The following is a 20,798-nucleotide window of genomic DNA, read 5'->3' on the forward strand; positions in this document are numbered from 1 at the left end:
ATCTGATCGCTCCAGAACGAGAGAGCCCGTCTCCGCCGTGAACCTCCTGATCCTGACAGACGATCGGTCTGCGAAGAGACCGCTTGAGTACGGCGAAGGCAGTCACAGATCGGATGACGGATCTCTCGAGGAGTTCTCTCGACTCGCGACGGGCCGATGCCGGAAGATGCGCCCAGACCAACGGATCGAAAGGATTTTCGGCGCCGAGAACGAGCCTTCTCGGGCGACTCGGTACGGCGGCCCGGAAGGCGAGCGCGAGGGGCGATAGCGGAGGGGGAGAGGGCCTGTCCTCCGTGGAATCACGGACGCGGAACCCCGCTCACTCCCGCCCTTCTTCCGCATTAGAGTGGCCCGCATCCTTGCTCCCACCGCCCCTCCCCGAGTGCGCCGACGCGCGTCGCCGTGGGGTGCGCGCGCGAGGTCGGCGGCATCGAGTCTGGCGGCGGTCGGGGTCGTGGTGGCGGTCGCGTCCGCGCTGCTGGTCGGGGTGACGGGATCGGTGGCCGCCGCGACCGATCGGGCGGCCGTGAGCGCGGTGCGGGGGGCGGTCGGGACCGAGGGCGTCGTCCTCCTCTCGGCGGAGACCGCCCGGACAACCGGAACCTCCGACGCCACCGACACGGCCGGCACGCCCGACGCCACCCGGCAGGACACCGCCGTCCGCGACCTCCTCCGGGCCCGCCTCGGCGATGCCGCTGTCGTCCGCACCGAGTCCGCTCCGGTCGCGATCGAGCACGACGGGGTCGCCATCCGAGCGGAGCTGCTCGCCGACGCCGGGCTCGCCGACGCCGCGCGGCTCGTCGCGGGCGCGTGGCCGGCCGCCGGGCAGACGGCGGTGCAACGGACGGCCGCCGACGCGCTCGGCCTCGCTCCGGGCGACATCCTCGCCACTCCGAGCGGACCGCTCGAGGTCAGCGGGACGTGGGAGCCGCTCGACGTGCTCGATCCGCGCTGGGCGGCCGATCCCGCCGCCGCCTCGGGGCGGGACGGTGATGCGGTCGGGCCGTTCCTCGTCGCGGAGGACGCTCTGCAGGCGGCCGCCTCCTCCACGACGTCGGAGTGGGTGGTCGTGCCGGGGAGCCGGTCGATCACCGACCTCGCCCGGGGCGCCGACCGCGCGTCTCTGGCCGACGCGTTCGCGGTCTCGGGCGAGGCGGGCGACATGAGCGTCTCGGGCGGGCTGGACGCCACCGCCCGGCGCGCGCTCCGCACCTCCTCCGCCGCGGAGGGGCTGACGGCGGCGGCGCTGCTCCTCCTGCTGGTGGTCGTGGTGGTGGGCAGCAGCCGCCTGATCGTGCTCGGCGCGGGCCGCCGGCGCGACGCCGATGCGCTGCTGCGGGCGCGCGGGGCCTCCCGGGGGCAGCTGGTGCGCTGGTCGAGCGGCGAGGTCCTGGCGGTGGCCGGCCCGGCGGCGGTGCTGGGGGTGCTGGCGGGAGCGGGCGCCTCCGCCGCTCTCGTGCCGGGTGCCGTCCTGCAGGGCTCGGGGCTGCTCGGAGTCGCGGTGCTGCTCGGCGCGCTCGTGGCGACGGCGGCGCTGCAGCCCGTTCCTCTCGCGGGGCCCCGGAGGCGCGGGACCGGCGCTCTCGGCGTGCTCGGCACCGTGCTCCTCCTCGCGGCGGCGGGCGTGGCGGTCGGGCAGCTGGTCGCGGCGTCGGGCGAGCTGGGCGCCGCGGGGATCGCGGCGGTCCCCCTCCTCCTGGTCGCCCTGTCGCTGCCGGCGGTGACGGCGGCGGCGGCCGGTCTGCGGCGCCGCACCAGGATCGGGCTGGGCGCGCGCTCGGCCTGGCTCTTCGCGGCGCTCCGCTCGCTGCGGGTGCGCGCTTCCTGGTTCACGGCGACGGCGCTGGTGGTCGCTCTGGCCTCGGCGCTCTGCGTGGCGGCGGCGGCCCTGCCCGCGACGATCACCGCCTCCGACCGCGCGGTGGCAGCCGACACCGTCGGCGCGGCGGCGAGCGCGACGTTCGACCTCGGCCCGATCGTCGCCGTGGGGGACACCCCGGTGCCGGTGGCGGCTCTCGCGCGCGCCACCGGGCGCGCGGCGGCGGTGGTCACGGAGGCGGTGTCGGTCGGCGACGTCGACCTCGCCTCGGTGGTCCTGCCCTCCGCCTCGGCCGCGGCGCTCACCGGCAGCGCGTTCGCTCCGGCAGCAGCCGACAACCCCGGCCTCGGCGTCGATGCGACCGGGCTCGGCGTGCGGGTAACGGCGAACGGACCGGTCGGCCCGGGCGTCGTCGCCGGCTCGGCGTGGCTCGCCTCCGCGGACGGAGCGCTCGCCGCGATCGACCTCGGCACGGTGCCGGTCTCCGGCTCCGACGACGCCCTCCTCTCGGGAGCACTCCCGGACGGATTCGCCGATGCCGACCTCCTGGCCGTCGATCTGCGACTCGACGGCGCCGACACCGCCACTGTCGAGGTCGGCTCCGTCTCGGGGCTCGACGCACAGGGCGCCTCCACCGGCGGGATCGACGCGACCCGGCTCTCCCGCGACGCCGTCTCGCTCACGACGCAGCAGCAGCGCGCGCGGATCCTCGTGGACGGCGCTGACGATCCGCTGCCCGTCGCCCTCACCGCGTCGGCCGCCTCCGCGCTCGGCCTCACCGTCGGCGACGACCTCGACCTGAGCCGACCCTCGGGGCGCGCGCTTCAGGCCGTCGTCGCCTCGATCGTGCCCGTCGTCCCCGGCGCGGGAGGGGCCCCGGCCGTCGCGATCGACACCCGCGACTTCGCCCGCGCGAACCTCGCGGCCTCGAACTCGCTGCCCACCCCGTCCCGGGTCTGGATCGCGACGGACGACCTCCGCGGCACGGCCCGGGTCGTCGCGACGGAGGCGAGCGCCCCGTGGACGGTGCGCGGCGGAGGATCGCCCTTCGTCTCCGCGGGCGCGAGCGTCTGGACGGTGGCCGCGGTGGTCGCCGTGCTGATGGCGCTCGTCGCGCTGACCGCCGGCGGGGCGGTCCTGCGGAGGCTGCGCGCGGGCGACGAGGCCGCTCTCGCCGCGCTCGGGGTCGGCTCCCGCGAGCGGCGCGGCCGCCGGCTGGTCGAGAACGGGATCGTGGCGGGGACGGGGATCGTCGTGGGCGCGGTGGTCGGAGCGGTCGCCTCGGCGCTCTGCCTGCCCGCGGTGGCATCGCTCGCGGTCGGAGGAGCGACCCGGCCGGCTCCGGCGGTCGACGTGCCGCTGCTCCTGGCGCTCGCGGCGGGGCTCCTCGTCGCGGTAGCGGCCGGAGTCGCGGCCGCCTCCCACGAGCGGGGTGCGCGATGAGCCGCGCCTCGGACCGGGACGTGGACCGCGCTTCGGATCGCGCGGGAGGCCGCGCCACCCCTCGCGCAGACAGCCCCCGCCGATCCGGCGCCCCGATCACCGGGAAGCGCCCGACCCGGCGGCCCGCCCCCGCCGGCACCCCCGCCCACACCCTCCGCGCCGCCCTCGCCGCGCCCGCGATGGCCCTCTCCCTCGCCGTCCTCGGCCTCCTGGTCGCGGCCGCCCTCGTCCTCGTGCCCGCCCTCGCGGCCGCCTCGGCGACGGCGGCTCTCCGGGGCGACCTCGACGAGGCCGGCGTCCCGAGTCTCGACCTGACCGCGCAGGCGCTCGGCGGCGTCACACCCGGCCCCGGCGACGGCACCCTCCCTGGCGGCGTCGACGCGGTGTGGGGCCGCTTCGACGCGTCGCTCCGCGCCCTCCGCGACGCGCAGCCGCAGCCGCTCGCCTCGGTGCTCGCCGATCCGGGGGAGGCGGTGGTTCTGGAGTCGGCGCCCGTCGGACCCCTGATCTCCGGCGATCCGGTGCGCGCCTCCCAGCTCGCCCTGGCCGCCGATCCCGATCTGACCACCGATGTCCGACCGGTCGAGGGGGTGCTCCCGGGCCCGCCCGCGCGCGACGGGTCGCTCGACGAGGACGGCGAGCCGCGCCTCCGCATCCCGATCGCACTCGACACGGAGGTGGCCGCCGCGATGGAGTGGCCGGTCGGCGAGCGGCGGCTGCTCGCCCTTCCGCCGGGCGGCTCCGTCGAGATCGAGCTCACCGGCACGGTGAGCGCGACCGACGAGGACGCCGCGGTGTGGACGCACATCACCGACGCGGTGCGCCCGGCCGTCGTGGCGGCGGGCGCGGGCGGCACCGTCGTCCTCGGCACGGGCTTCGTCGATCCGGCCTCGCTGCCCCGGCTCGCGGGCCTGCCGATCGTCGCGCGGACGCTCGCCTGGTACTCGACGCGCGTCGACCGGGTCGAGAGCGCCGACGCCGAGCTGCTCGCCCAGCAGGCGCGGACGTTCACCAGCCGCGAGCAGCGGGTCGAGGGCGGCGGCGTCCCGGCCTACTCCTTCGTCGGCCGGCTGCCGCGGCTGCTCGACGACGCGGTGGCGGCGCAGACGCGGAGCGACGGGTCCGTCTGGACCGCCGCCAGCGGCCCGGCCGTCGGCGGTGCCGTCGTGCTCGCGCTCGTGCTGACGCTGCTCGCGCGCTCGCGGGCGCCGGGTCTGGCGCTGCTCGAGGCGCGTGGAGCCTCGACGACGAGGCGGAGGCTCGCGCTGGCCGGCGAGGCGGGCGGCGCCTCGCTCGTCGGCGTCGTGGCCGGAGGAGTGGTCGGGGTGCTCCTCTCGCTCCTGCTCGTCGGCACCGTGGTCGTCCCGGGCTGGGCCGTGGCGACCGCCGGCGCCCTGGTGCTCGTCTCGGCGGGTGCGGCGGCGCTCGCGCACCACTCGGCGATCGAGCGGCGGACCGACCGGCTGCCGCTCCTCCGGCTCATCGCCGAGGCGCTCCTCCTGCTGGTGGCGGTCGCCGCCGTGCTGGCCCTGGTGCAGGAGGCGCCGCTGCCGCTGGCGGGCGTGCTCGCCCCGGCGCTGGTCGCGCTGACCGTCGCTGTCGCGGCCGCCCGCCTCCTGCCCGCTCTGCTGCGGCGGCGAGGCGGCGCGCGCGCGGCGCGGCACCGGGCCGCTCCTGCTCCTCGCGTCCTCGCGGAGCGACGGGGCGCTCGTCGTGGTCGCGATCGCGGGCGCTCTGGCGATCGCGCTGTTCTCGGGCGTGCTGCTGACCACCGTCCGCGCCGACGTGTCCGACCGGGCAGTGGTCGACGTCGGCGCGGACCTGTCGGTGCGGGGCGCCTCGGTGACCGCCGCCCGGGCGGACGAGCTGCGGGCGCTGCCGGGGGTCGCCGCGGTGGCGTCGGTCGGTATCGACGACCCCGTGACCGTCGGAGTCGGCGCCTCCCGGGAGCCGATGCGCCTCGTCGTGGTCGACACGGCGGCGCTCCAGCGCGTGCAGGAGGGCCTCGTCGGCCGCCTCGCGATCCCCGACGGCTTCGCTGCGGCAGAGGCGGACGGGAGCGTCCCGGTGATCGCCTCGCGCTCCGCCGCGGCGACGATCGGCGACGCGGGAGTGACTCTGCGCGGCCGCGCCCTCGACGTCGTGGCCACCGCCGACGACGCCTCTCCGCTGACGTCGGCCACGACCTGGCTCCTCGTCGACGAGGCCGCCGCGCGCGAGCTGCGGGTGCAGCCCGGAACGGCCGCCGTGGTGCTCGTGCGCCTCCACGACCCCTCGGCGGCGGACGCCGTGCGCACCCTCCTCGGACCGGACGCCGACGTGGAGACCTCTGCGGGCGTCGCCGCCGAGCGCCTCGACAGCCCGCGGCTCGCGGCCGAGCAGACCGCCCTCGTCGCCGCGGTGGCGGGCGGAGTCGCATCCGCGTCGGCCGCGCTCCTCCTCGCCGGCCTCGCCTCCGCGGGAGCCCGCCGCCGCCGGGCCGCCGCGCTCGCCGCGCTCGGGATGCCGCGCTCCCGGACCGCCCTGCTCGACGTCGCGACCGCCGCACCTCCCGCGGTGATCGGCACCCTCGCCGGAGTCGCTTCCGGACTCCTCCTGCCCGTCGCGCTCGTCCCGCTGCTCGTCTCCGGATCACCCGCCGTGCGGATCGATCCGGCCGCGACCCTCGTCACCCTCGCGGCCTTCCTCCTGGCTGCCGCCGTCACTGTGCTCGCCTCCGCGCTCGCTCCTCCGAGAGGACCCCTCCGATGACCCCACCCGCCGTGCTCTGCTCGGGCCTCGTGCGCATCTTCACCACCGCCGGGGTCGAGGTGCAGGCGCTCCAGGGCCTCGATCTCGTCGTCGAGCGGGGCGAGCTGATCGCGATCGTCGGCGCCTCCGGATCGGGCAAGTCGACCCTCCTCGGCATCCTCTCGGGCCTCGACACCCCGACCGCGGGCCGTGTCGAGGTGGCCGGCCGCGACGTGCTCACCCTCACCGAGCGGGAGCGCGTCGACTTCCGGCGCCGCACGGTCGGCTTCGTCTGGCAGCAGACCGCGCGGAACCTCCTGCCCTACCTCTCGATCGAGGACAACATCTCGGTGGTCGCCGCCGTCGCCCGCACGCCGCGGAGGGAGCGGGCGGCGCGGGTCGACGAGATGGTCGGCCTGCTCGGGCTCGGCGACGTCCGCGATCGGCGCCCGGGCGCGCTCTCGGGCGGGCAGCAGCAGCGGGCCGCGATCGCGGTGGCCCTCGTGAACGAGCCGGATGTGCTGCTCACCGACGAGCCGACCGGGGAGCTCGACGAGGCCGCGACGGTCGACGTGCTGGAGGCGCTGCGCGGGATCAACCGCGAGCGCGGCGTCACGACGGTGATCGTCACCCACGACGCGGGAGTGTCGGACCACGTCGGCCGCACCGTCCGCATCCGCGACGGCCGCACCTCGACCGAGACGCTGCGACGCCTCTCGGCGGACCAGCGGAGCGTCGACGCGCAGCACGCGGCGGAGGAGTTCGCGGTGCTCGACCGCTTCGGCCGGCTCCAGCTGCCGGAGGAGTTCACCGGCGCCCTGGGGCTCCGCGACCGGGTGCGGCTCGGGCTCGAGCCGGACCACATCCGCGTGGAGTCGGGGGAGGCGGCGGCGCGCGCGGAGGAGCTCCCGCGCGCCGACCCGGTCCCGCCCGCCGACCCGCCCCGGCCCGCCGATCCGCTCCCGCCCGCCGGCCCGCCCCGGGCTACCGAATCGCCCCGGCGCCGCGGCCGGCACTCCCTCCCCGCGGAGGACGCGTCGTGACCGCCGTCCTTGAGGCCCTCGACCTCCACCGCGTCTTCCGGACTCCGGCGGGCGACGTCGTCGGCTGCGCGGGAGTCTCGCTCTCGGTCGCCGCGGGAGAGCTGGTCGTGGTGCTCGGCGCGTCCGGAGCGGGCAAGACCACGCTCCTGTCGATGCTCGCCACGGTGGACCGGCCCACGAGCGGACGGGTGCTCGTCGACGGCGCCGCCGTCGCGGACCTCGACGAGCGGCGGCTCTCGGAGCTGCGGCGCGGCGGTCTCGGCATCGTCTTCCAGGACTTCGCGCTGCTCGAGGACCTGACGGCGCGCGAGAACGTCGAGATGCCGCTGCGCCTGGTCGGCACCGACCCGTCCGAGCGGGACGAGCGGGTCACCGCGGCGCTCGCCGCCGTGGCGCTCGACGAGCACGGCGATCAGCGCCCCGACCAGCTCTCCGGCGGGCAGCGCCAGCGCGTCGCGATCGCCCGGGCGCTCGTCGGCCGCCCGCGGCTGCTCGTCGCCGACGAGCCGACCGCCCAGCTCGACAGTGCCACCGCGGCCCGCGTGATCGATCTGCTCGCCGCCGCCGTCCGCTCGGGCCCCACGGCCGCCGTCGTCGCGACCCACGACCCGGCCCTCGCCGATCGCGCCGACCGCGTCCTCACCCTCCGAGACGGCCGCGTCGTCTGACGCCGACCCCGCGCATCCGAGCCCGACGCGAGGGCGGTCGCCACCGCGACTGCGCCGACGTCAGCGCCCCAGCACTCCCGCGTACACCGCGAGGTACTCGTCGACCATCCGATCCACGGCGAAGCGGCGGCGCGCCGTCTCCCGGACGGACGCGCGGTCGAGGAGTCCGACCCGTTCGACCGCGGCGACCGCCTCCGACAGGGAGCCCACCGCGAACCCGGTGACGCCCTCGTCGATGATCTCCGGCATCGATCCGCGGCGGTACGCGATCACCGGCGTCCCGCACGCCATCGCCTCGACGACGGAGAGGCCGAACGGCTCGTCGAAGCCGATCGGATGCAGGAGCGCGAGCGCTCCGCCGAGCACGAGGGCGCGCTCCTCCGGCCCGACCGAGCCGCGGTAGACGACGCGCGTCCCGTCGACGAGCGGCTCGACCTCCTCGCGCCAGTAGCGCTCGTCCTGCACGATGCCGCAGATGAGGAGTCGGCGCCCGGCCGCGGCGGCGATCCGGACCGCCTCCGCCGTGCCCTTGTCGGGGTGGATCCGGCCGAGGATCACGAGATCCTCTCCTCCGGATCCGGCGGGGAAGCCCTCCACGTCGATCCCGTGGTGCACCGTCGCCGCGTAGTCGAGCTCGGGGGAGCGGTCGCTGTCCGAGATCGACACCAGGTGCGCGGTGCGCGGGTGCCCCAGCGCCTCGCGGTAGGCGGGCAGGATCTCGGGCCCCGAGAAGCCGTGCACCGTCGTCACGAGTGGCACGGGCCACTGCGCCGCGAGGGCGAGCGGCAGCCAGTCGAGGTGGTTGTGCACCAGGTCGAAGTCGCCAGCGCGGTCGAGGACCGCCGCGATGTGCAGCGCCTCCCAGACGCGGCCGTCGCGGCCCGACTCGGCGTAGCCCGTCGGAGCGACCGACTCGAGCGCGGCCGTCGTCACGGAGTCGCCGGTCGCGAAGAGCGTCACGTCGACTCCGCGGCGGACCAGGCCCTCGGTCAGGAGGCTCGCGACCTGCTCCCACGGCCCGTAGTGGCGCGGCGGCGTGCGCCATGCGATCGGCGCGAGCATCGCGATCCGCAGCCCGGCCGCCGGGTCCCCGGGTCCTGCGGTCATCGGACGGTGACGGCCGCGGGGGTCGCCGGGACGCTCGGCCGCGTCGGCTGCAGGCCGGCCCGCCGCACGACGAGCGAGGTGTGCAGGGCGGCGATCGTCGACTCCGCGCCCCGGTTCTCGTTGCGCCCCTGAGACTCGAGGCCGTCGTACCCGGCGCCGGAGAGCGGATCGACCATCACGGTCGCGGAGTCGTTGACCCCGTGGAACCAGGCCCAGCAGGAGGCGAGGCCCTCGCGCCAGAGCGGATCCTCGTCGAGCGTCAGGGCGCGGGCGCACGCGGCGGCGATGGCGGCGACCTCGATCGGCTGCTGGTCGAAGAGCACTCCGAGCTCGTCCGGCCCGCGGCCGGCCACGCCCGTCACCGAGAGGCGGCCGTCGCGCGATTCGAGGCCCAGCAGGAAGGCGAGGGCGGCGAACCCGCGCGCGAGCAGCGGCGGATCCTGCAGGGCCTCGCCGGCCGCCAGGAGCGCCTCGGGGACGCAGCCGTTGGCGTAGCGCAGGCGCGCCTCCGGCCAGGGCCAGGCCTGGTCCGTGCAGGAGAGGAGCATCGGCGCGGCGTCGTGCAGCAGCTGGACCGCGACCAGCGAGTGCGGGCGGACGGCGACGACCTCGACCGCGCCGAGCACCGCGAACGTCATGGCGCGCAGGTCCGGCGAGCGCTCCTCCGCGAGGTGGAGGAAGAGCCGCATCGCGCGGCGGCGGGTCAGCGGCAGCTCGGCGTGCGCGGCGACGACCCCCGCGGCCCAGACGCTGCGGCCCCACCAGTCGCCGAGCGAGGAGGCGTCGGCCCACTCGCCGTCGGGCGACAGCCGGTTGTGCACGGTGCCGTCCGGCTCGGCGGCCGCCTCGAGGAAGCGGAGGTACTGCTCCGTGAGGCGACGGGTCCGGAACGTCTGCTCCGGCTCCTGCGCCACCACGATCAGGGCGCGCGAGACGTCGTCGACGCAGTAGCCGTGCTCGGGCCGGGGTGCGTCGAGCAGCGCGTGCTCGTGCAGTCCGCGGTCGTCGGTGAGGGCGTCGAGGTGCTCGTAGGGGAGTGCCGTCGCGAGGGCGGGCCCCGCGGTCACGCCGCGTGCTCGATGCGGAGGCGCTCGACGAGATCGAGGTAGAGGCCGGCGGCCGCGGGCCAGGAGAGGGCGGCCGGAGCGGCTGCGGGGGCGGAGCCGGCGAGCACCTCGCGCAGCGCAGTGGCCATCGCGGCGGGGTCCTCGTGCGTGACCGTACGGCCGCGGCCGTTCCCGAGCAGCTCGAGAGCGTGGGGGAACTCCGTCGCGACGACGCGCCGTCCGGCGGCCAGCGCCTCGACGAGCACTCCCGAGGTGACCTGGTTGCGGGAGTCGTAGGGCAGCAGGACGGCGTCGGCCTCGGCGACCGCCGCGGCGAGCTGGGAGGGATCGAGGTAGCGGCCGTCGAGCACGACCCGGTCCTCGAGCCGCAGTTCGGCGATCAGGTCGGCCAGCGACTCCCGGTAGGCCTCGCCGGCGTGCGCGACGACCTTGGGGTGCGTCTGCCCGTAGACGGTGTAGCGGGCGGAGACGCCGGCGTCGCGCAGGTCGGCCATCGCGCGGATCCCCCACTCGATGCCCTTGCCCGGGCCGATCAGGCCCCAGGTGATGATCTGCGGATCCGCGGCGGCGGCGGGGCGGGCGGCCGCGTTCCAGACGGGGACGCCGTGCGCGATGACGACGACGCGCGAGGCGTCGACGTCGTACCGGCGCTCGAGGATCTCGGCCGCGACGGCCGTCATCACCACGACCGCGTCGGCGAGGGAGGCGACCCGCTCCAGCACGAGGCGCTGCGAGGGGGTCGGCGTCTCCAGCACCGTGTGCAGGACCACGATCACGGGCACGGCGAGCCGCTCCATCAGCGCGATCACCTCGTCGCCGTCGGGTCCGCCGTAGATGCCGTACTCGTGCTGGATGATCGCGACGTCGCAGGAGTCGAGCTCGGCGGCCGCGCGCGCGGTGCTCGCCGGGTCGCCCGCGACGAGCTCGGCCACGACGCTCGTGCCGGGTGTCGATCCGGGCACGGCGAGCTCGTCCATCACGCGGACGGTGCGGATGCCGGCGCCGTGGTCGTCGGCCAGTGCTCCGCCGAGGGCCTCGGTGAAGGTCGCGAGCCCGCACCGCGTGGGCGGGAAGGTCGACAGCAGTCCGACGGTGGTGCCGGATCGCCGGTGCGCGAGGGGGAAGGGGGACTCCATGCTGACTCCAGCCGCGGGGAGGCGGAGCCTTCCCGGGGAGGGCGGTCCGCGAACGAGCGAGACGACTGCCGGGCGGCACCCCTCGCGGGATCCGTGTCGGATCCGGTCCACGGCCGGAGGACCGGGCATGAGTAGCGTCACCCTAGTGGGGGTGGATGACGATCCGGGGTCGCCCGGCTCGAGGCTTCGCCCACCGGCCATCGGGGCGCGGTATCGGCGGTCGGCGTCGGCGGTCTCGGTGACGGCCGGCGGGAACAGGGGCAGGAAGTCGGCGTAATCGGCGTCGGTGGTCTCGATGACGGCCGACGGGACGACGGCCAGGGTGGCGTCGACGTCGACGCAGTGGCGGATCAGGAGGCAGGCGTCGCGAGTGGCGTCCTCGCGGCCGTGCCCGGCGGGGAGGGCCTACTCGAGGAGGAAGGCGCGCCCGTTGATCAGCAGCGTGTCGCCGTCGGTCGCGGCGAGAACGCCGAACTCGTCGACGGAGCGGGTGGAGTCCCCGGCGGTGTCCGAGGTCGCGGCGACAGCGGGAGTGGCTGCGGCGGCGGTGAGGAGGAGCCCGCAGGCGAGTGCGGTGATCACGGTCGTGCGGTTCATCGGCGTCGTCCTTGGCGTCGTGGTGGGCCGCTTCTCGTGGAGGCGGCGGGAACTGATTCGAGCCTAGGGCGCCGAGCCCGTCAACGCCCTGGGTCGTTCCTTGGGTTCAGCTATGAAGTACCGTGCAGCCATGCCCTGGGGACGCCTCTACTTCGCCGTGCAGGCCCTCGGCGGCGCGGCCTGGTGGGTCGCCGTGGCGCTCGTCCCCGCCGTGCGGATCGCGACGCTCGGCAGCCTCGATCCCGTCCCTGTCGCGGCTCTCGACCTCCCGCTGTTCGTCGGCGCCTCCGCTCTGGCCGCGGCCGGGATCCGCTGGGCGGCCGTCACCGCGACGGCCTGGACGCTCCTCGTCGCGGTCGCCCTGGCCGTCTGGGCCACCCTGACGGGGGAGGCGGGCTGGGGCGTCGTCGCGATGCTCGCCGCGGCGGGCGGCTCCGTCGTGGCGGCGTGCCTGCTCCTGCTCGGCCGGGTGCCCACGCGCTGGATCGCCTCCGGTCCCTTCACCTTCCGCGTCGCGACCGCCGGCCGCCGGCCCGGATCGCACCTCGCCGCGACCCTCGGGCAGATCGCGGTGTTCTGGGGAGGCGCGCTGGTCGTCATCCCGCTGGTGATCGCCGCGCTGGAGGAGCGCTGGGGCGTGAGCCTCGGAGCGGCGCCGCCCGCGGTCGTCGGCGTCGGCGTCCTGCTGCTGGTCGCGGCGAGCGCGCTCGGGATCTGGTCGGGGCTCACGATGTCGCTCCTCGGCGACGGCACGCCGCTGCCGATCGCGATGACCAACCGGCTGGTGATCGCCGGCCCCTACCGCTGGGTCCGCAACCCGATGGCGGTCGCCGGCATCGTGCAGGGAGCGGCGGTCGGGCTGCTGCTCTCGTCGTGGCTGGTCGTGCTGTACGCGCTCCTCGGCGCCGTCGTCTGGAACCGGGCCGTGCGCCCGCTGGAGGAGGCGGACCTCGCCGTCCGCTTCGGCGCCGACTTCGAGCGCTACCGCTCGCGCGTCCGCTGCTGGGTGCCCCGCCGCCCGGAGCCGCTGCCGCGCCGGGGGTAGCCGCTGCCGCGGCGCGCTCGCCGAGGCGTCCGCTACCGCCGGGACACCGCCGCCAGGCCGGCGTCTCGCCGAGGAGGGCGGTGTCTCGAGGCGCCGGACGCGCCTCTCGCGACGGCGACGCGCCTCGCCCGCCGACCCCGTCACTCCGCGGTGCGCCCGCGCCCCACCACCGCGGCGACCAGCCCCGCCGACACCGCGGCCAGCGCGACCAGAACCCCGCCCACGCCGAGCAGTCCCGCCACGAGCGGAGTCGCGAGCGCCAGCGCGACACCGGGGAGCGCCAGGCGCGCGGGCATCGGCTGGTGCTCGCCGAGCGGCGCGTGCACCGCCCACAGGGTCAGGACGAAGACCGCGACCGGGACCGCGACGGCCGCGCCGATCACCGTGTCGGACGCCTCGAGGTGGCCCGCGGTCGCGGCGACGGCCGCCTCCAGCCCGGATCCCAGCGCCGCGAGGGCCGCGAACGCCGCGAAGTGCGCGTAGCCCCAGCGGTAGGAGAGGCCGCGCCGCCGCTCCAGCAGCTCGCCGGAGGGATGCGAGAACGACAGCCACCACAGCGCGAACACGATCACCAGCCCGCAGGCCGCGACCAGCACGAGCGAGGTGCTGACGCCCGCCTCCGTCACCGCGCGCTGCACGCCCATCACCGCCGCGAGGACGCCCTCGCCGAGCAGGATGATCGTGAACAGCCCGTACCGCTCGGCGACGTGGTGCGGATGCCAGTTCGCATCCCCCGCCCGCTGCGCCCAGAGGGGCACCGCCAGCTCGCAGACGACCAGGAGCAGGAAGCTCACCACTCCGACCTCCTCGGGCAGGAGCAGCCGCAGCAGCCAGCCGACCTGCACGATCGAGAAGCCGACGGCGTTGCGCACGGCGGAGGTGCGGTGCTCCGGAGTGGACACGGCGACGCGGATCCACTGGCTCACCAGCGCGAACCGCATGATCGCGTAGCCGATGGTGATCGCCCGGTAGTCGCCCTCCTCGAAGCCGGCCGGCACTCCCGCCGCGAGCACCAGGACGCCGGCCATCTGGGCGAGGGTCAGCAGCCGGTACGGCACATCGTCGGTGTCGTACCCGGACGCGAACCAGGTGAAGTTCATCCACGCCCACCAGATCGCGAAGAACACCATGCCGAAGGGGAGGAGCCCCTCGGCGAGGTGCCCCTCCTCGGTGGCGTGGGCGAGCTGCTGGGCGATCTGCGCGATCGCGACGACGAAGGTCAGGTCGACGAGCAGCTCGAGCGGACTCGAGACGCGGTGCGCCTCGTCGATCGCGCGCGGCTGCATCCGCACGCGGAGGGGGTGCGCGGGGGAGGCGGGCATGCGCTCATCCTGCACCCGGAGGGCCGCTGCGCGAGTGCCGCGCCCGCCTCCCGCGACCCTCGGCGCCCGCCCTCGCACCGAGTGTCCAGAAGTCGTCGCACTCGAGCGCGAGCGCGACGACCATCGGACACTCGCGGTCGGCCGGACCTCGCGGGGCCGGGCTCGCACTCGCCGGGTACGTCGCAGCCGCGCCCCGCCCCGGCCCGCGCAGGGCCCCCGCCTACGATGGGTCGGGATGTCCCCCGAATCCGCGCTCGCCGCCCCGACCCGCGCGTCCCCGGGCGCCCGGCGGTCGCGGCGCGGGCCGCTCCTCGGGCTCGCCCTGGTCGCCGTCCTCGTGGCGACGCGCCTGCTCGCCCCGGACGCGGCGGGCGACGCCCTCTCGGACGCGGTGCGCGACTTCCTCACCCTCTCGATCAGCGTCGTCATCGAGTCGCTGCCGTTCGTGTTCCTCGGCATCGTCCTCTCGATCGCGGTGCAGCTGTGGGTGCCCGAGGCCGTGCTGCTGAGGATCCTGCCGAAGCGGGCGCTCCCGCGGCGCCTCGTGATCTCGCTGCTCGGCGTGCTCCTCCCGGTCTGCGAGTGCGGCAACGTGCCGCTCGCCCGCGGGCTGATCGTCAAGGGCCTCTCGGTGTCGGAGTCGATGACGTTCCTGCTCGCCGCGCCGATCGTGAATCCGATCACCATCGTCACGACCTACCAGGCCTTCGGCTGGGCCGACGGGATCCTCGTCTGGCGCATCGTCGGCGGCTTCGCGATCGCGAACCTCGTCGGCTGGATCTTCAGCCGCCACTCCGAGCCGATGAGCCTGCTCACCGACCGCTTCCGCGCTGCCTGCGAGGCGGGCGAGCGGCCCTCCCGCTCCCTCCGCGACCGCTCCCGGCGCAGCGTGCTGCTGTTCGCCGAGGAGACCGGGGCGATGATGCCGGCGCTGTTCGTCGGCGCCGCCATCGCGGGGCTGATCCAGGTCGGCGTCTCGCGCGACGTGCTGACCACGCTCGGCGGCGACCCGCTCTGGTCGGTGCTGGCGCTGATGGTGCTCGCGTTCGTCATCTCGATCTGCTCGAACGTCGACGCGTTCTTCGTGCTCTCGTTCGGCTCCACGTTCCTGCCGGGAGGCATCATCGCATTCCTCGTCTTCGGCCCGATGATCGACGTCAAGATGCTCGCGCTGCTGCGCACCACGTTCTCGGCCGCGACGCTGGTGCGCGTCACCGTGCTGGTCGCCCTCGCCGCCGCCGTGCTGGGACTGGCGGTGAACTATGCGCTCTGAGCGCCTCCTCGCCCGCTGGAAGGGCGTCGTCCTCAGCCTGATCGGCGTCGTCTCGACCCTGTGGCTCGCGGCGACCGGCCGGCTCGGCCTCTACATCCACCCCCGCTACTTCGAGTTCTCGGTGGTGCTCGCGGTGATCGCCGGAGTGCTGCTGATCGCGGCGTTCGCGGTCGTGCCGGGCGCCGAGGAGGACGCCTACGAGCACGAGCACGAGGACGACGTCGAGCACCTCCACGCCCCCGCGCCCGCCCGCCCCTGGCGCCGGGTGGTCGCGGTAGCAGCCGGAGTCGCGGTGATCGCCTCCGCCGCCGTCGCCCTGCTCGTGCTCCCGCCGGCCGCCCTCACCGCCTCGACCGCGACGCAGCGCGAGGTCAACACGAGCGCCGTCGACGCCTCCGTGACCGCCGCTGCGCCCACCGGCGACACGGCCTCCTTCAGCGTGCGCGACTGGGCGACCCTGCTGCGTCAGGGCGCGAGCGAGCAGTTCCTCGCCGGCCGCACGGCCACGGTGAGCGGATTCGTGACCCCCGACGCCTCCGACCCCGAGAACGTCTTCTACATCGCCCGCTTCGTCGTCACCTGCTGCGCGGTGGACGCCCAGCCGGTGGGCGTGCCGGTGTACCAGGCCGGCTGGGCCGACACCTGGTCGGAGGGGCAGTGGCTGGAGGCGAGCGGCGGCTTCGGCGCGAACCCGAGCGTCACCAGCGCCGAGGCGGTCGTGCTGGAGCCGGAGGCGCTCACTCCGATCGACGAGCCTGCGATGCCGTATGTCTACTGAGCGCGGCGCGTCTCCGGAGGACGGCGCGTCTCTCGAGCCCGGCGCGTCTCCCGAGCGCGGCACGTCGGCGCAGAGCGGGCGACGGTCCGAAGGCGGGGCGCGGCGGGCTCCCGGCCTCGACTCCGCAGGCGCCTCCCGCTTCCCACGGCTCTTCTGGGCGGTCGTCGCGGTGCTCGTCCTCGCGGTCGGAGGCCTGACCGCCGCCACCGTCGCGAAGGGGCCCCGGGTCGCCTCCCTCGAGGTCAGCACCGACGGCGTGGTCGAGCGCGACGGATCCCGCGCCCGCCTGCACCTCGACCAGGCGCTCGAGCCCGACGCGCTCGACCGCGTCCGCGTCGCTCCGGACGCCCCGCACACCGCCGAGCTCGACGGCGGCGTGCTCACCGTCACCTTCACCGACACCCTCCGCTACGCCACCCGCTACGAGATCGGGATCGACGACGCCCGCAGCGCCGCGACCGGCTCGGCCGCCGACGTCTCCGCCTCCTTCACCACGAAGGACCCCGACCTCTTCACCCTCGACCGCACCGCCGACGACCCCTCGCAGCCCGACGCCGTCCGCGTCCGCCCGCTCTCCGGAGGCGACGCCCGGGTCCTCGTCACGGCCGACCGGATCCAGGACTACGCCGTCGTCGGCCCGGTGCTGGTCGTCGTGACCATCGAGCCGGACGACACGAACCTCCTCCGCACGGTCACGCTCGACACCGGCTCCGAGGGCGTCATCCCGCTGCCCGGCCCCGGGACCGTGCGCGAGCTGCACTCCTCGCCCGAGAAGGGCGTGCTCGGCTGGACCTTCACCGGGCAGGCGCCGTCGGGCCCGCTCGACCGCGCCCTCTACTCCTACGACCTGACCGACCAGAAGGCCGAGGCGGTCGCCGTGCTCGGGATAGACGGCGGGCCGCTGCGGGCGCGCGACTGGATGTTCGTGCCGGGCACCACCTCGGTCGTCACCCACTCGCTCGACGACACGGTGCTCCTGCTCGACCTGCTGACGCCCGGCTCGATCAGCCCGTTCGGGCAGCACGCGGAGCTGCGCGGATTCGTGCCCGGCGCGAACCGGCTCGTGGTCGCCGATCCGGAGTCGGGCTCGCTGATCGACCTGGCCGACGGCTCGGTCGAGACGCTCGCCCTCCCGCCGGCCGATGTGAGCGCGACCGCGACGCCCGTGCAGATCCTGCTCCTCGACTCCGGGAGCTACGTCGAGCTCGAGGCCGAGTACGCGCCGGAGACGGGCGCGACCCAGTACTCCGTCGTCCGCGTCGACGCGTCGGGCACCTCGGAGGTGTTCCGCACCTCGCCGACGGGGCGCATCCGCGGCGTCTGCCTCTCGCCGAACGGGCAGTACCTCGCCGTCGAGACCGTCTCGGTCGAGGGCCGGCCGGACGACTACCCGGGCGAGCCGGGCTTCAGCGCGACCTCGACCGTGCTCGTCGACCTCGGCACCGGCGACACCGCGCGCAGTGTCAACGGGCGCTCGCGCGACTGGTGCGCGTAGGGGGCGGGCTTGGCGACCGGCTCGTCGACCTGACTGCCGACGTGCCGGCCGGTCTGACGGCTGCCGACTCGTCGACCGGGTCCGGCCCCCCACCGCCGAGGCGTCCGCCGCTCAGTCGAACCGCGCGCCCTCCGGCCGCGGCGGCAGCACGAACAGGATCAGCAGGAACACGTAGCCGGCGATCGGCACGAGGATCGCGAGGATCCAGAGCCCGCTGCGGTTCACGTCGTGCAGTCGCCGCCAGATCAGCGAGAGCGACGGAAGGAACGTCGCCAGGGCGATCGCGCCCGCGGCGAGCGACACCCAGAAGGTCTGGAACGGCGCGCCGCTCGGGTACGGCGTCAGCGTGAAGTCGAGGCGCCACGGACCGCCGTCGGCCAGCTGCAGCAGCCCCGTGAGGACGCTGCCGAGGAGGATGATCCACCAGTACTCGGCCCGGCTCGCCCTCCCGCGGAAGCGGAGGTAGTTGCCGAAGAAGCGGCGGAGCGCCGCCATCGGCGGAGCCCCGTAGTAGGGGAGGGTCAGCGGCGGCTCGAGGGTGCTCGGGCTCATCGGGTTCCGTCTCTCATCCCTCGACCGTATCCCCTGCTCCCCGCGGCGCCGCGTCGGCCGTGCGGACGACATCCCCGTGACCGCACCGGAGGAACGTCGCGGTGTTCAGGACCCAGGAGGCCGCCGTGTCCACGACCCGCGAAGGTTGCCGTGCTCACAGCGCTGGAACACCGCCGAGTTCACGAAGCTGGAGGCCGCTGCATTCACGAAGCCGAAGGCCGCCGTCTTCACAACGGAGGAAGAACGTTCCGACTCGAGCGCGAACACGCGGATCGGCATGCGCCGGAACGCGTTCTTCCTCCGTCATGAACACGATCAGCGAGTAGGGACCGCCTCCGCCCTCACCGCCGCCGTCGCCCGGGCGTCGACGATCAGGCTGACGACGAGCCCCACCGCGACGATGACGATCGCGACCCACGGCAGCACGTCGAGCCCGCTCGCGTCGATCGCCAGTCCGCCGACGACCGCGCCGCCGCCGATGCCGATGTTGAACGCCGTCGTCTGGAGCGCCGCGGCGAGGCTCCGCAGCTGGAAGGAGGAGGTGCGCAGCATCCGGGTCTGCAGCATCGCCGGGATGCCGCCGAACGCGATGTTCCAGATCACCGCGGCGACGACCACGGCCGTGGCGGCGCCGGTGCCTGCGGCGACGGCCAGGCCCGCGAGCGCCAGCACGACAGCGATCGCGGCGACCACGAAGCCCGAGCGGGGGAACCGGTCGGTCGCGAAGCCGGCCAGGACGAGTCCGACCGCCCCTGCGCCGCCGAACGCGAAGAGCACGAGCGGCACCGTGTCGGGGGCGAAGGAGGCGTTCTCGAGCCAGGGCGTGATGTAGGTCGAGAGGGTGTTCTGGCCGATCAGCACCAGCAGGATGACGACGCAGACGCCGATGATGCGGGGGAGCGTCCGGTCCTTCCGCGCCGGCAGGCGGATCTCGCCGGTCCGCAGCGGGATGTGGTGGTCGACCGCGGGCAGGAACTTCACCACGATCAGCGCGAGCACGAGCACGACGCCGCCGAGGATCGCGAAGGTGGGCCGCCAGCCGAACGCGTGCCCGAGCGCCGTGCCCAGGGGGACGCCGAGGACGAAGGCCGCGGATCCGCCGCCCGCCGTGATCGCGGTAGCGCGGCCGAGCTGCTCCGGAGCGACGAGGTGCGCGGAGTAGGCGGCGACGATCGCCCAGAAGAGGCCGTGGGCGAGCCCGCCGAGGATGCGCGCGCCGATGAGCAGCCCGAAGGTGGGGGCGAGCGCGGCGAGGACGTTGGCGACCGCGATGGTGCACAGCGCCACGAGGAGGAGGCTCTTGCGCGAGAAGCGCTGGGTCACCAGGGTCAGCGGAGTCGTCGCGACGACGACGGTCGCGGCGAAGATCGTGACGAGCTGGCCGGTGAGCGAGATGCTCACCCCGAGGTCGCGCGACATGTCGGGGATGAGCCCGGTCGGGAGGAACTCGCTCGTCACGGAGACGAAGACGGCGCCGGCGAGCGTGAGCAGGCCGATCCAGGGGAAGGCGGGGGCTTTCGCGGTGTCCTGAGGGTTCACGGTGTCCTGAGGTCGGGGGCGGGCGGGAGGGGGACGACCATCAAGCCTCGCACGCCCGCGCGGCGTCGGCGCGCGGGGGAGCCCACTGTCGTCCGGTGTTCATCCGCGGAGCGGAGCACCGGCACGTCCGGGTCGCCGTGCCGGTCCTCCGAGCAGGCGCGGCGCCGGCTACCACAGCGCCGCCCGCCCGTGCACGGGGTGGCCCCGGAGGCGCGGCTCGCCTGGGATGGAGGGGAGCGGCCCGATCCGGGTGCCGCGGACGGAGGAGCAATGCCCGACCAGTACACGTTCACGAACCCCGCCACCCAGTACCCGGACGTGACTCCGCCGGTCCAGCAGCAGCCCGAGCCCGGGCTGCAGTCGCGGATGACCCCGGTGCCGGACCTCGGCGAGGAGAGCTACCGCGGCACCGGCAGGCTCGCGGGCCGCCGCGCGCTCATCACGGGAGCCGACTCCGGGATCGGCGCAGCCGTGGCCATCGCCTTCGCCCGCGAGGGGGCCGACGTCGCCCTCGCCTACCTCCCGAGCGAGGAGGAGGACGCGCAGCACGTGATCGGGCTGATCCGCGCGGAGGGGCGCACCGCCGTGCCGATCCCCGGCGATCTCACGAGTGCCGAGTACTGCACGCGGCTCGTGGCGGAGGCGGTCGAGGGCCTCGGCGGGCTCGACGCGGTGGTCAACGTGGCCGGGAAGCAGATATGGAAGGAGGACCTGCTCGACATCACCGACGAGCAGTTCGAGGCGACCTTCGCGGTCAACGTCTTCGCTCCGTTCCGGATCATCCGCGCGGCCCTCCCGCACCTGCCCGCGGGCGCCACCATCATCAACACAGCGTCGGCGGAGGCGCACAAGCCCGCCCCCGACCGCCTCGACTACGCGATGACGAAGGGCGCGATCAACAACCTCTCGAAGGGCCTCGCGCAGCAGCTCGCCGCGAAGGGCATCCGCGTGAACGTCGTGGCGCCCGGCCCGACGTGGACCGCCCTGCAGGTGAGCGGCGGCGTCGACCCCGAGAGCCTGCCCGACTTCGGCTCCAGCGAGTCGCCGATGGGCCGTGCCGCCCAGCCCGCCGAGCAGGCCCCGGCCTACGTGTTCCTGGCGTCCGCCGAGTCGAGCTTCGTCGCCGGCGAGACCCTCAACGTGAACGGCGGCATGGTCTCGCCCTGACGCGCCGCGGCGCCGCC

17 protein-coding genes are annotated in these 20,798 nt (G+C 75.4%); 9 read left to right on the plus strand and 8 right to left on the minus strand.

Going from position 1 to position 20,798, the window contains the following annotated elements; genetic code table 11:
• Window positions 1-457 precede the first annotated feature (457 nt).
• The gene (locus GTU71_RS14025; protein WP_159940643.1) at window positions 458-3,262 is read left to right on the plus strand and encodes a hypothetical protein; all 2,805 of its coding nucleotides are present in this window, start codon (window positions 458-460) and stop codon (window positions 3,260-3,262) included.
• A 1,051-nt stretch (window positions 3,263-4,313) separates the two neighbouring features.
• Here the strand turns inward: GTU71_RS14025 and GTU71_RS14030 are convergent.
• The gene (locus tag GTU71_RS14030; protein ID WP_159940645.1) at window positions 4,314-4,745 is read right to left on the minus strand and encodes a hypothetical protein; all 432 of its coding nucleotides are present in this window, start codon (window positions 4,743-4,745) and stop codon (window positions 4,314-4,316) included.
• Window positions 4,746-4,975: 230 nt separating this feature from the next.
• Here GTU71_RS14030 and GTU71_RS14035 point away from each other — a divergent pair, with 230 nt between their 5' ends.
• The 3 genes from GTU71_RS14035 to GTU71_RS14045 are packed head-to-tail and all read left to right on the plus strand — an operon-like array spanning window position 4,976 to window position 7,703.
• Complete coding sequence (locus GTU71_RS14035) at window positions 4,976-6,013, plus strand: hypothetical protein (RefSeq protein ID WP_159940647.1); 1,038 nt, start codon at window positions 4,976-4,978, stop codon at window positions 6,011-6,013.
• Window positions 6,010-7,035 carry an ABC transporter ATP-binding protein gene (locus tag GTU71_RS14040; protein WP_159940649.1) on the plus strand — a complete coding sequence of 342 codons (1,026 nt, stop codon included), beginning with the start codon at window positions 6,010-6,012 and terminating at the stop codon, window positions 7,033-7,035. Before GTU71_RS14035 ends, GTU71_RS14040 begins: the two co-directional genes overlap by 4 nt.
• Window positions 7,032-7,703 carry an ABC transporter ATP-binding protein gene (locus tag GTU71_RS14045; protein WP_159940651.1) on the plus strand — a complete coding sequence of 224 codons (672 nt, stop codon included), beginning with the start codon at window positions 7,032-7,034 and terminating at the stop codon, window positions 7,701-7,703. The genes GTU71_RS14040 and GTU71_RS14045 overlap by 4 nt, the downstream gene beginning before the upstream one ends.
• A gap of 60 nt (window positions 7,704-7,763) precedes the next feature.
• Here the strand turns inward: GTU71_RS14045 and GTU71_RS14050 are convergent, their stop codons facing one another.
• The 4 genes from GTU71_RS14050 to GTU71_RS14065 all read right to left on the minus strand — a co-directional run bounded on the left by GTU71_RS14050 (window position 7,764) and on the right by GTU71_RS14065 (window position 11,610).
• Window positions 7,764-8,810: a glycosyltransferase family 4 protein gene (locus GTU71_RS14050; RefSeq protein WP_244230568.1), complete on the minus strand. Its 1,047-nt coding sequence runs from the start codon at window positions 8,808-8,810 to the stop codon at window positions 7,764-7,766.
• Complete coding sequence (locus tag GTU71_RS14055; protein WP_208543591.1) at window positions 8,807-9,877, minus strand: glycosyltransferase; 1,071 nt, start codon at window positions 9,875-9,877, stop codon at window positions 8,807-8,809. The genes GTU71_RS14050 and GTU71_RS14055 overlap by 4 nt, the downstream gene beginning before the upstream one ends.
• Window positions 9,874-11,013 carry a glycosyltransferase gene (locus GTU71_RS14060; RefSeq protein ID WP_159940653.1) on the minus strand — a complete coding sequence of 380 codons (1,140 nt, stop codon included), beginning with the start codon at window positions 11,011-11,013 and terminating at the stop codon, window positions 9,874-9,876. The genes GTU71_RS14055 and GTU71_RS14060 overlap by 4 nt, the downstream gene beginning before the upstream one ends.
• Before the next feature lie 405 nt (window positions 11,014-11,418).
• Entirely contained in the window at window positions 11,419-11,610 is a 192-nt protein-coding gene (locus GTU71_RS14065; RefSeq protein WP_104223384.1) for a hypothetical protein, read from the minus strand.
• A gap of 130 nt (window positions 11,611-11,740) precedes the next feature.
• On the opposite strand from GTU71_RS14065, the gene GTU71_RS14070 reads away from it, so the two are divergent.
• Window positions 11,741-12,655 carry a methyltransferase gene (locus GTU71_RS14070; RefSeq protein WP_159940655.1) on the plus strand — a complete coding sequence of 305 codons (915 nt, stop codon included), beginning with the start codon at window positions 11,741-11,743 and terminating at the stop codon, window positions 12,653-12,655.
• Window positions 12,656-12,795: 140 nt separating this feature from the next.
• Here GTU71_RS14070 and GTU71_RS14075 read toward each other — a convergent pair whose 3' ends face one another.
• Window positions 12,796-13,977 (minus strand): low temperature requirement protein A, encoded by a 1,182-nt coding sequence (locus tag GTU71_RS14075; protein ID WP_208543592.1) that lies wholly within the window; start codon window positions 13,975-13,977, stop codon window positions 12,796-12,798.
• Window positions 13,978-14,212: 235 nt separating this feature from the next.
• Here GTU71_RS14075 and GTU71_RS14080 point away from each other — a divergent pair, with 235 nt between their 5' ends.
• The 3 genes from GTU71_RS14080 to GTU71_RS14090 are packed head-to-tail and all read left to right on the plus strand — an operon-like array spanning window position 14,213 to window position 17,523.
• On the plus strand, window positions 14,213-15,250 hold the full coding sequence (locus GTU71_RS14080; RefSeq protein ID WP_104223382.1) for a permease: 1,038 nt from the start codon (window positions 14,213-14,215) through the stop codon (window positions 15,248-15,250).
• Window positions 15,240-16,028 carry a TIGR03943 family protein gene (locus GTU71_RS14085; protein ID WP_159940657.1) on the plus strand — a complete coding sequence of 263 codons (789 nt, stop codon included), beginning with the start codon at window positions 15,240-15,242 and terminating at the stop codon, window positions 16,026-16,028. Before GTU71_RS14080 ends, GTU71_RS14085 begins: the two co-directional genes overlap by 11 nt.
• Window positions 16,018-17,523 (plus strand): hypothetical protein, encoded by a 1,506-nt coding sequence (locus GTU71_RS14090; protein ID WP_159940659.1) that lies wholly within the window; start codon window positions 16,018-16,020, stop codon window positions 17,521-17,523. The genes GTU71_RS14085 and GTU71_RS14090 overlap by 11 nt, the downstream gene beginning before the upstream one ends.
• A 111-nt stretch (window positions 17,524-17,634) precedes the next feature.
• On the opposite strand, the gene GTU71_RS14095 is transcribed toward GTU71_RS14090, so the two are convergent.
• Together GTU71_RS14095 and GTU71_RS14100 are read right to left on the minus strand one after the other, a co-directional pair.
• A complete protein-coding gene (locus GTU71_RS14095; RefSeq protein WP_104250042.1) occupies window positions 17,635-18,075 on the minus strand; it encodes a DUF805 domain-containing protein in 441 nt (146 codons plus the stop codon).
• 315 nt (window positions 18,076-18,390) lie between these two features.
• A complete protein-coding gene (locus GTU71_RS14100) occupies window positions 18,391-19,614 on the minus strand; it encodes an MFS transporter (protein ID WP_104226411.1) in 1,224 nt (407 codons plus the stop codon).
• 270 nt (window positions 19,615-19,884) lie between these two features.
• Here GTU71_RS14100 and GTU71_RS14105 point away from each other — a divergent pair, with 270 nt between their 5' ends.
• Entirely contained in the window at window positions 19,885-20,781 is an 897-nt protein-coding gene (locus tag GTU71_RS14105; RefSeq protein WP_104227027.1) for an SDR family oxidoreductase, read from the plus strand.
• The last annotated feature ends 17 nt before the right edge of the window (window positions 20,782-20,798 follow it).

Origin of the sequence: Rathayibacter sp. VKM Ac-2762 (assembly GCF_009866585.1) — a bacterium.
Taxonomy (GTDB): Bacteria; Actinomycetota; Actinomycetes; order Actinomycetales; family Microbacteriaceae; genus Rathayibacter.

Bases quoted from the DNA above. Each gene is read 5' to 3' on its own strand.
- GTU71_RS14030 (WP_159940645.1), bottom strand. From the start codon at position 4,745: ATGAGCCGGAGGAGCGGCAGCCGGTCGGTCCGCCGCTCGATCGCCGAG.
- GTU71_RS14040 (WP_159940649.1), top strand. From the start codon at position 6,010: ATGACCCCACCCGCCGTGCTCTGCTCGGGCCTCGTGCGCATCTTCACC.
- GTU71_RS14050 (WP_244230568.1), bottom strand. From the start codon at position 8,810: ATGACCGCAGGACCCGGGGACCCGGCGGCCGGGCTGCGGATCGCGATG.
- GTU71_RS14060 (WP_159940653.1), bottom strand. From the start codon at position 11,013: ATGGAGTCCCCCTTCCCCCTCGCGCACCGGCGATCCGGCACCACCGTC.
- GTU71_RS14065 (WP_104223384.1), bottom strand. From the start codon at position 11,610: ATGAACCGCACGACCGTGATCACCGCACTCGCCTGCGGGCTCCTCCTC.
- GTU71_RS14070 (WP_159940655.1), top strand. From the start codon at position 11,741: ATGCCCTGGGGACGCCTCTACTTCGCCGTGCAGGCCCTCGGCGGCGCG.
- GTU71_RS14075 (WP_208543592.1), bottom strand. From the start codon at position 13,977: ATGCCCGCCTCCCCCGCGCACCCCCTCCGCGTGCGGATGCAGCCGCGC.
- GTU71_RS14080 (WP_104223382.1), top strand. From the start codon at position 14,213: ATGTCCCCCGAATCCGCGCTCGCCGCCCCGACCCGCGCGTCCCCGGGC.
- GTU71_RS14085 (WP_159940657.1), top strand. From the start codon at position 15,240: ATGCGCTCTGAGCGCCTCCTCGCCCGCTGGAAGGGCGTCGTCCTCAGC.
- GTU71_RS14090 (WP_159940659.1), top strand. From the start codon at position 16,018: ATGTCTACTGAGCGCGGCGCGTCTCCGGAGGACGGCGCGTCTCTCGAG.
- GTU71_RS14095 (WP_104250042.1), bottom strand. From the start codon at position 18,075: ATGAGCCCGAGCACCCTCGAGCCGCCGCTGACCCTCCCCTACTACGGG.
- GTU71_RS14105 (WP_104227027.1), top strand. From the start codon at position 19,885: ATGCCCGACCAGTACACGTTCACGAACCCCGCCACCCAGTACCCGGAC.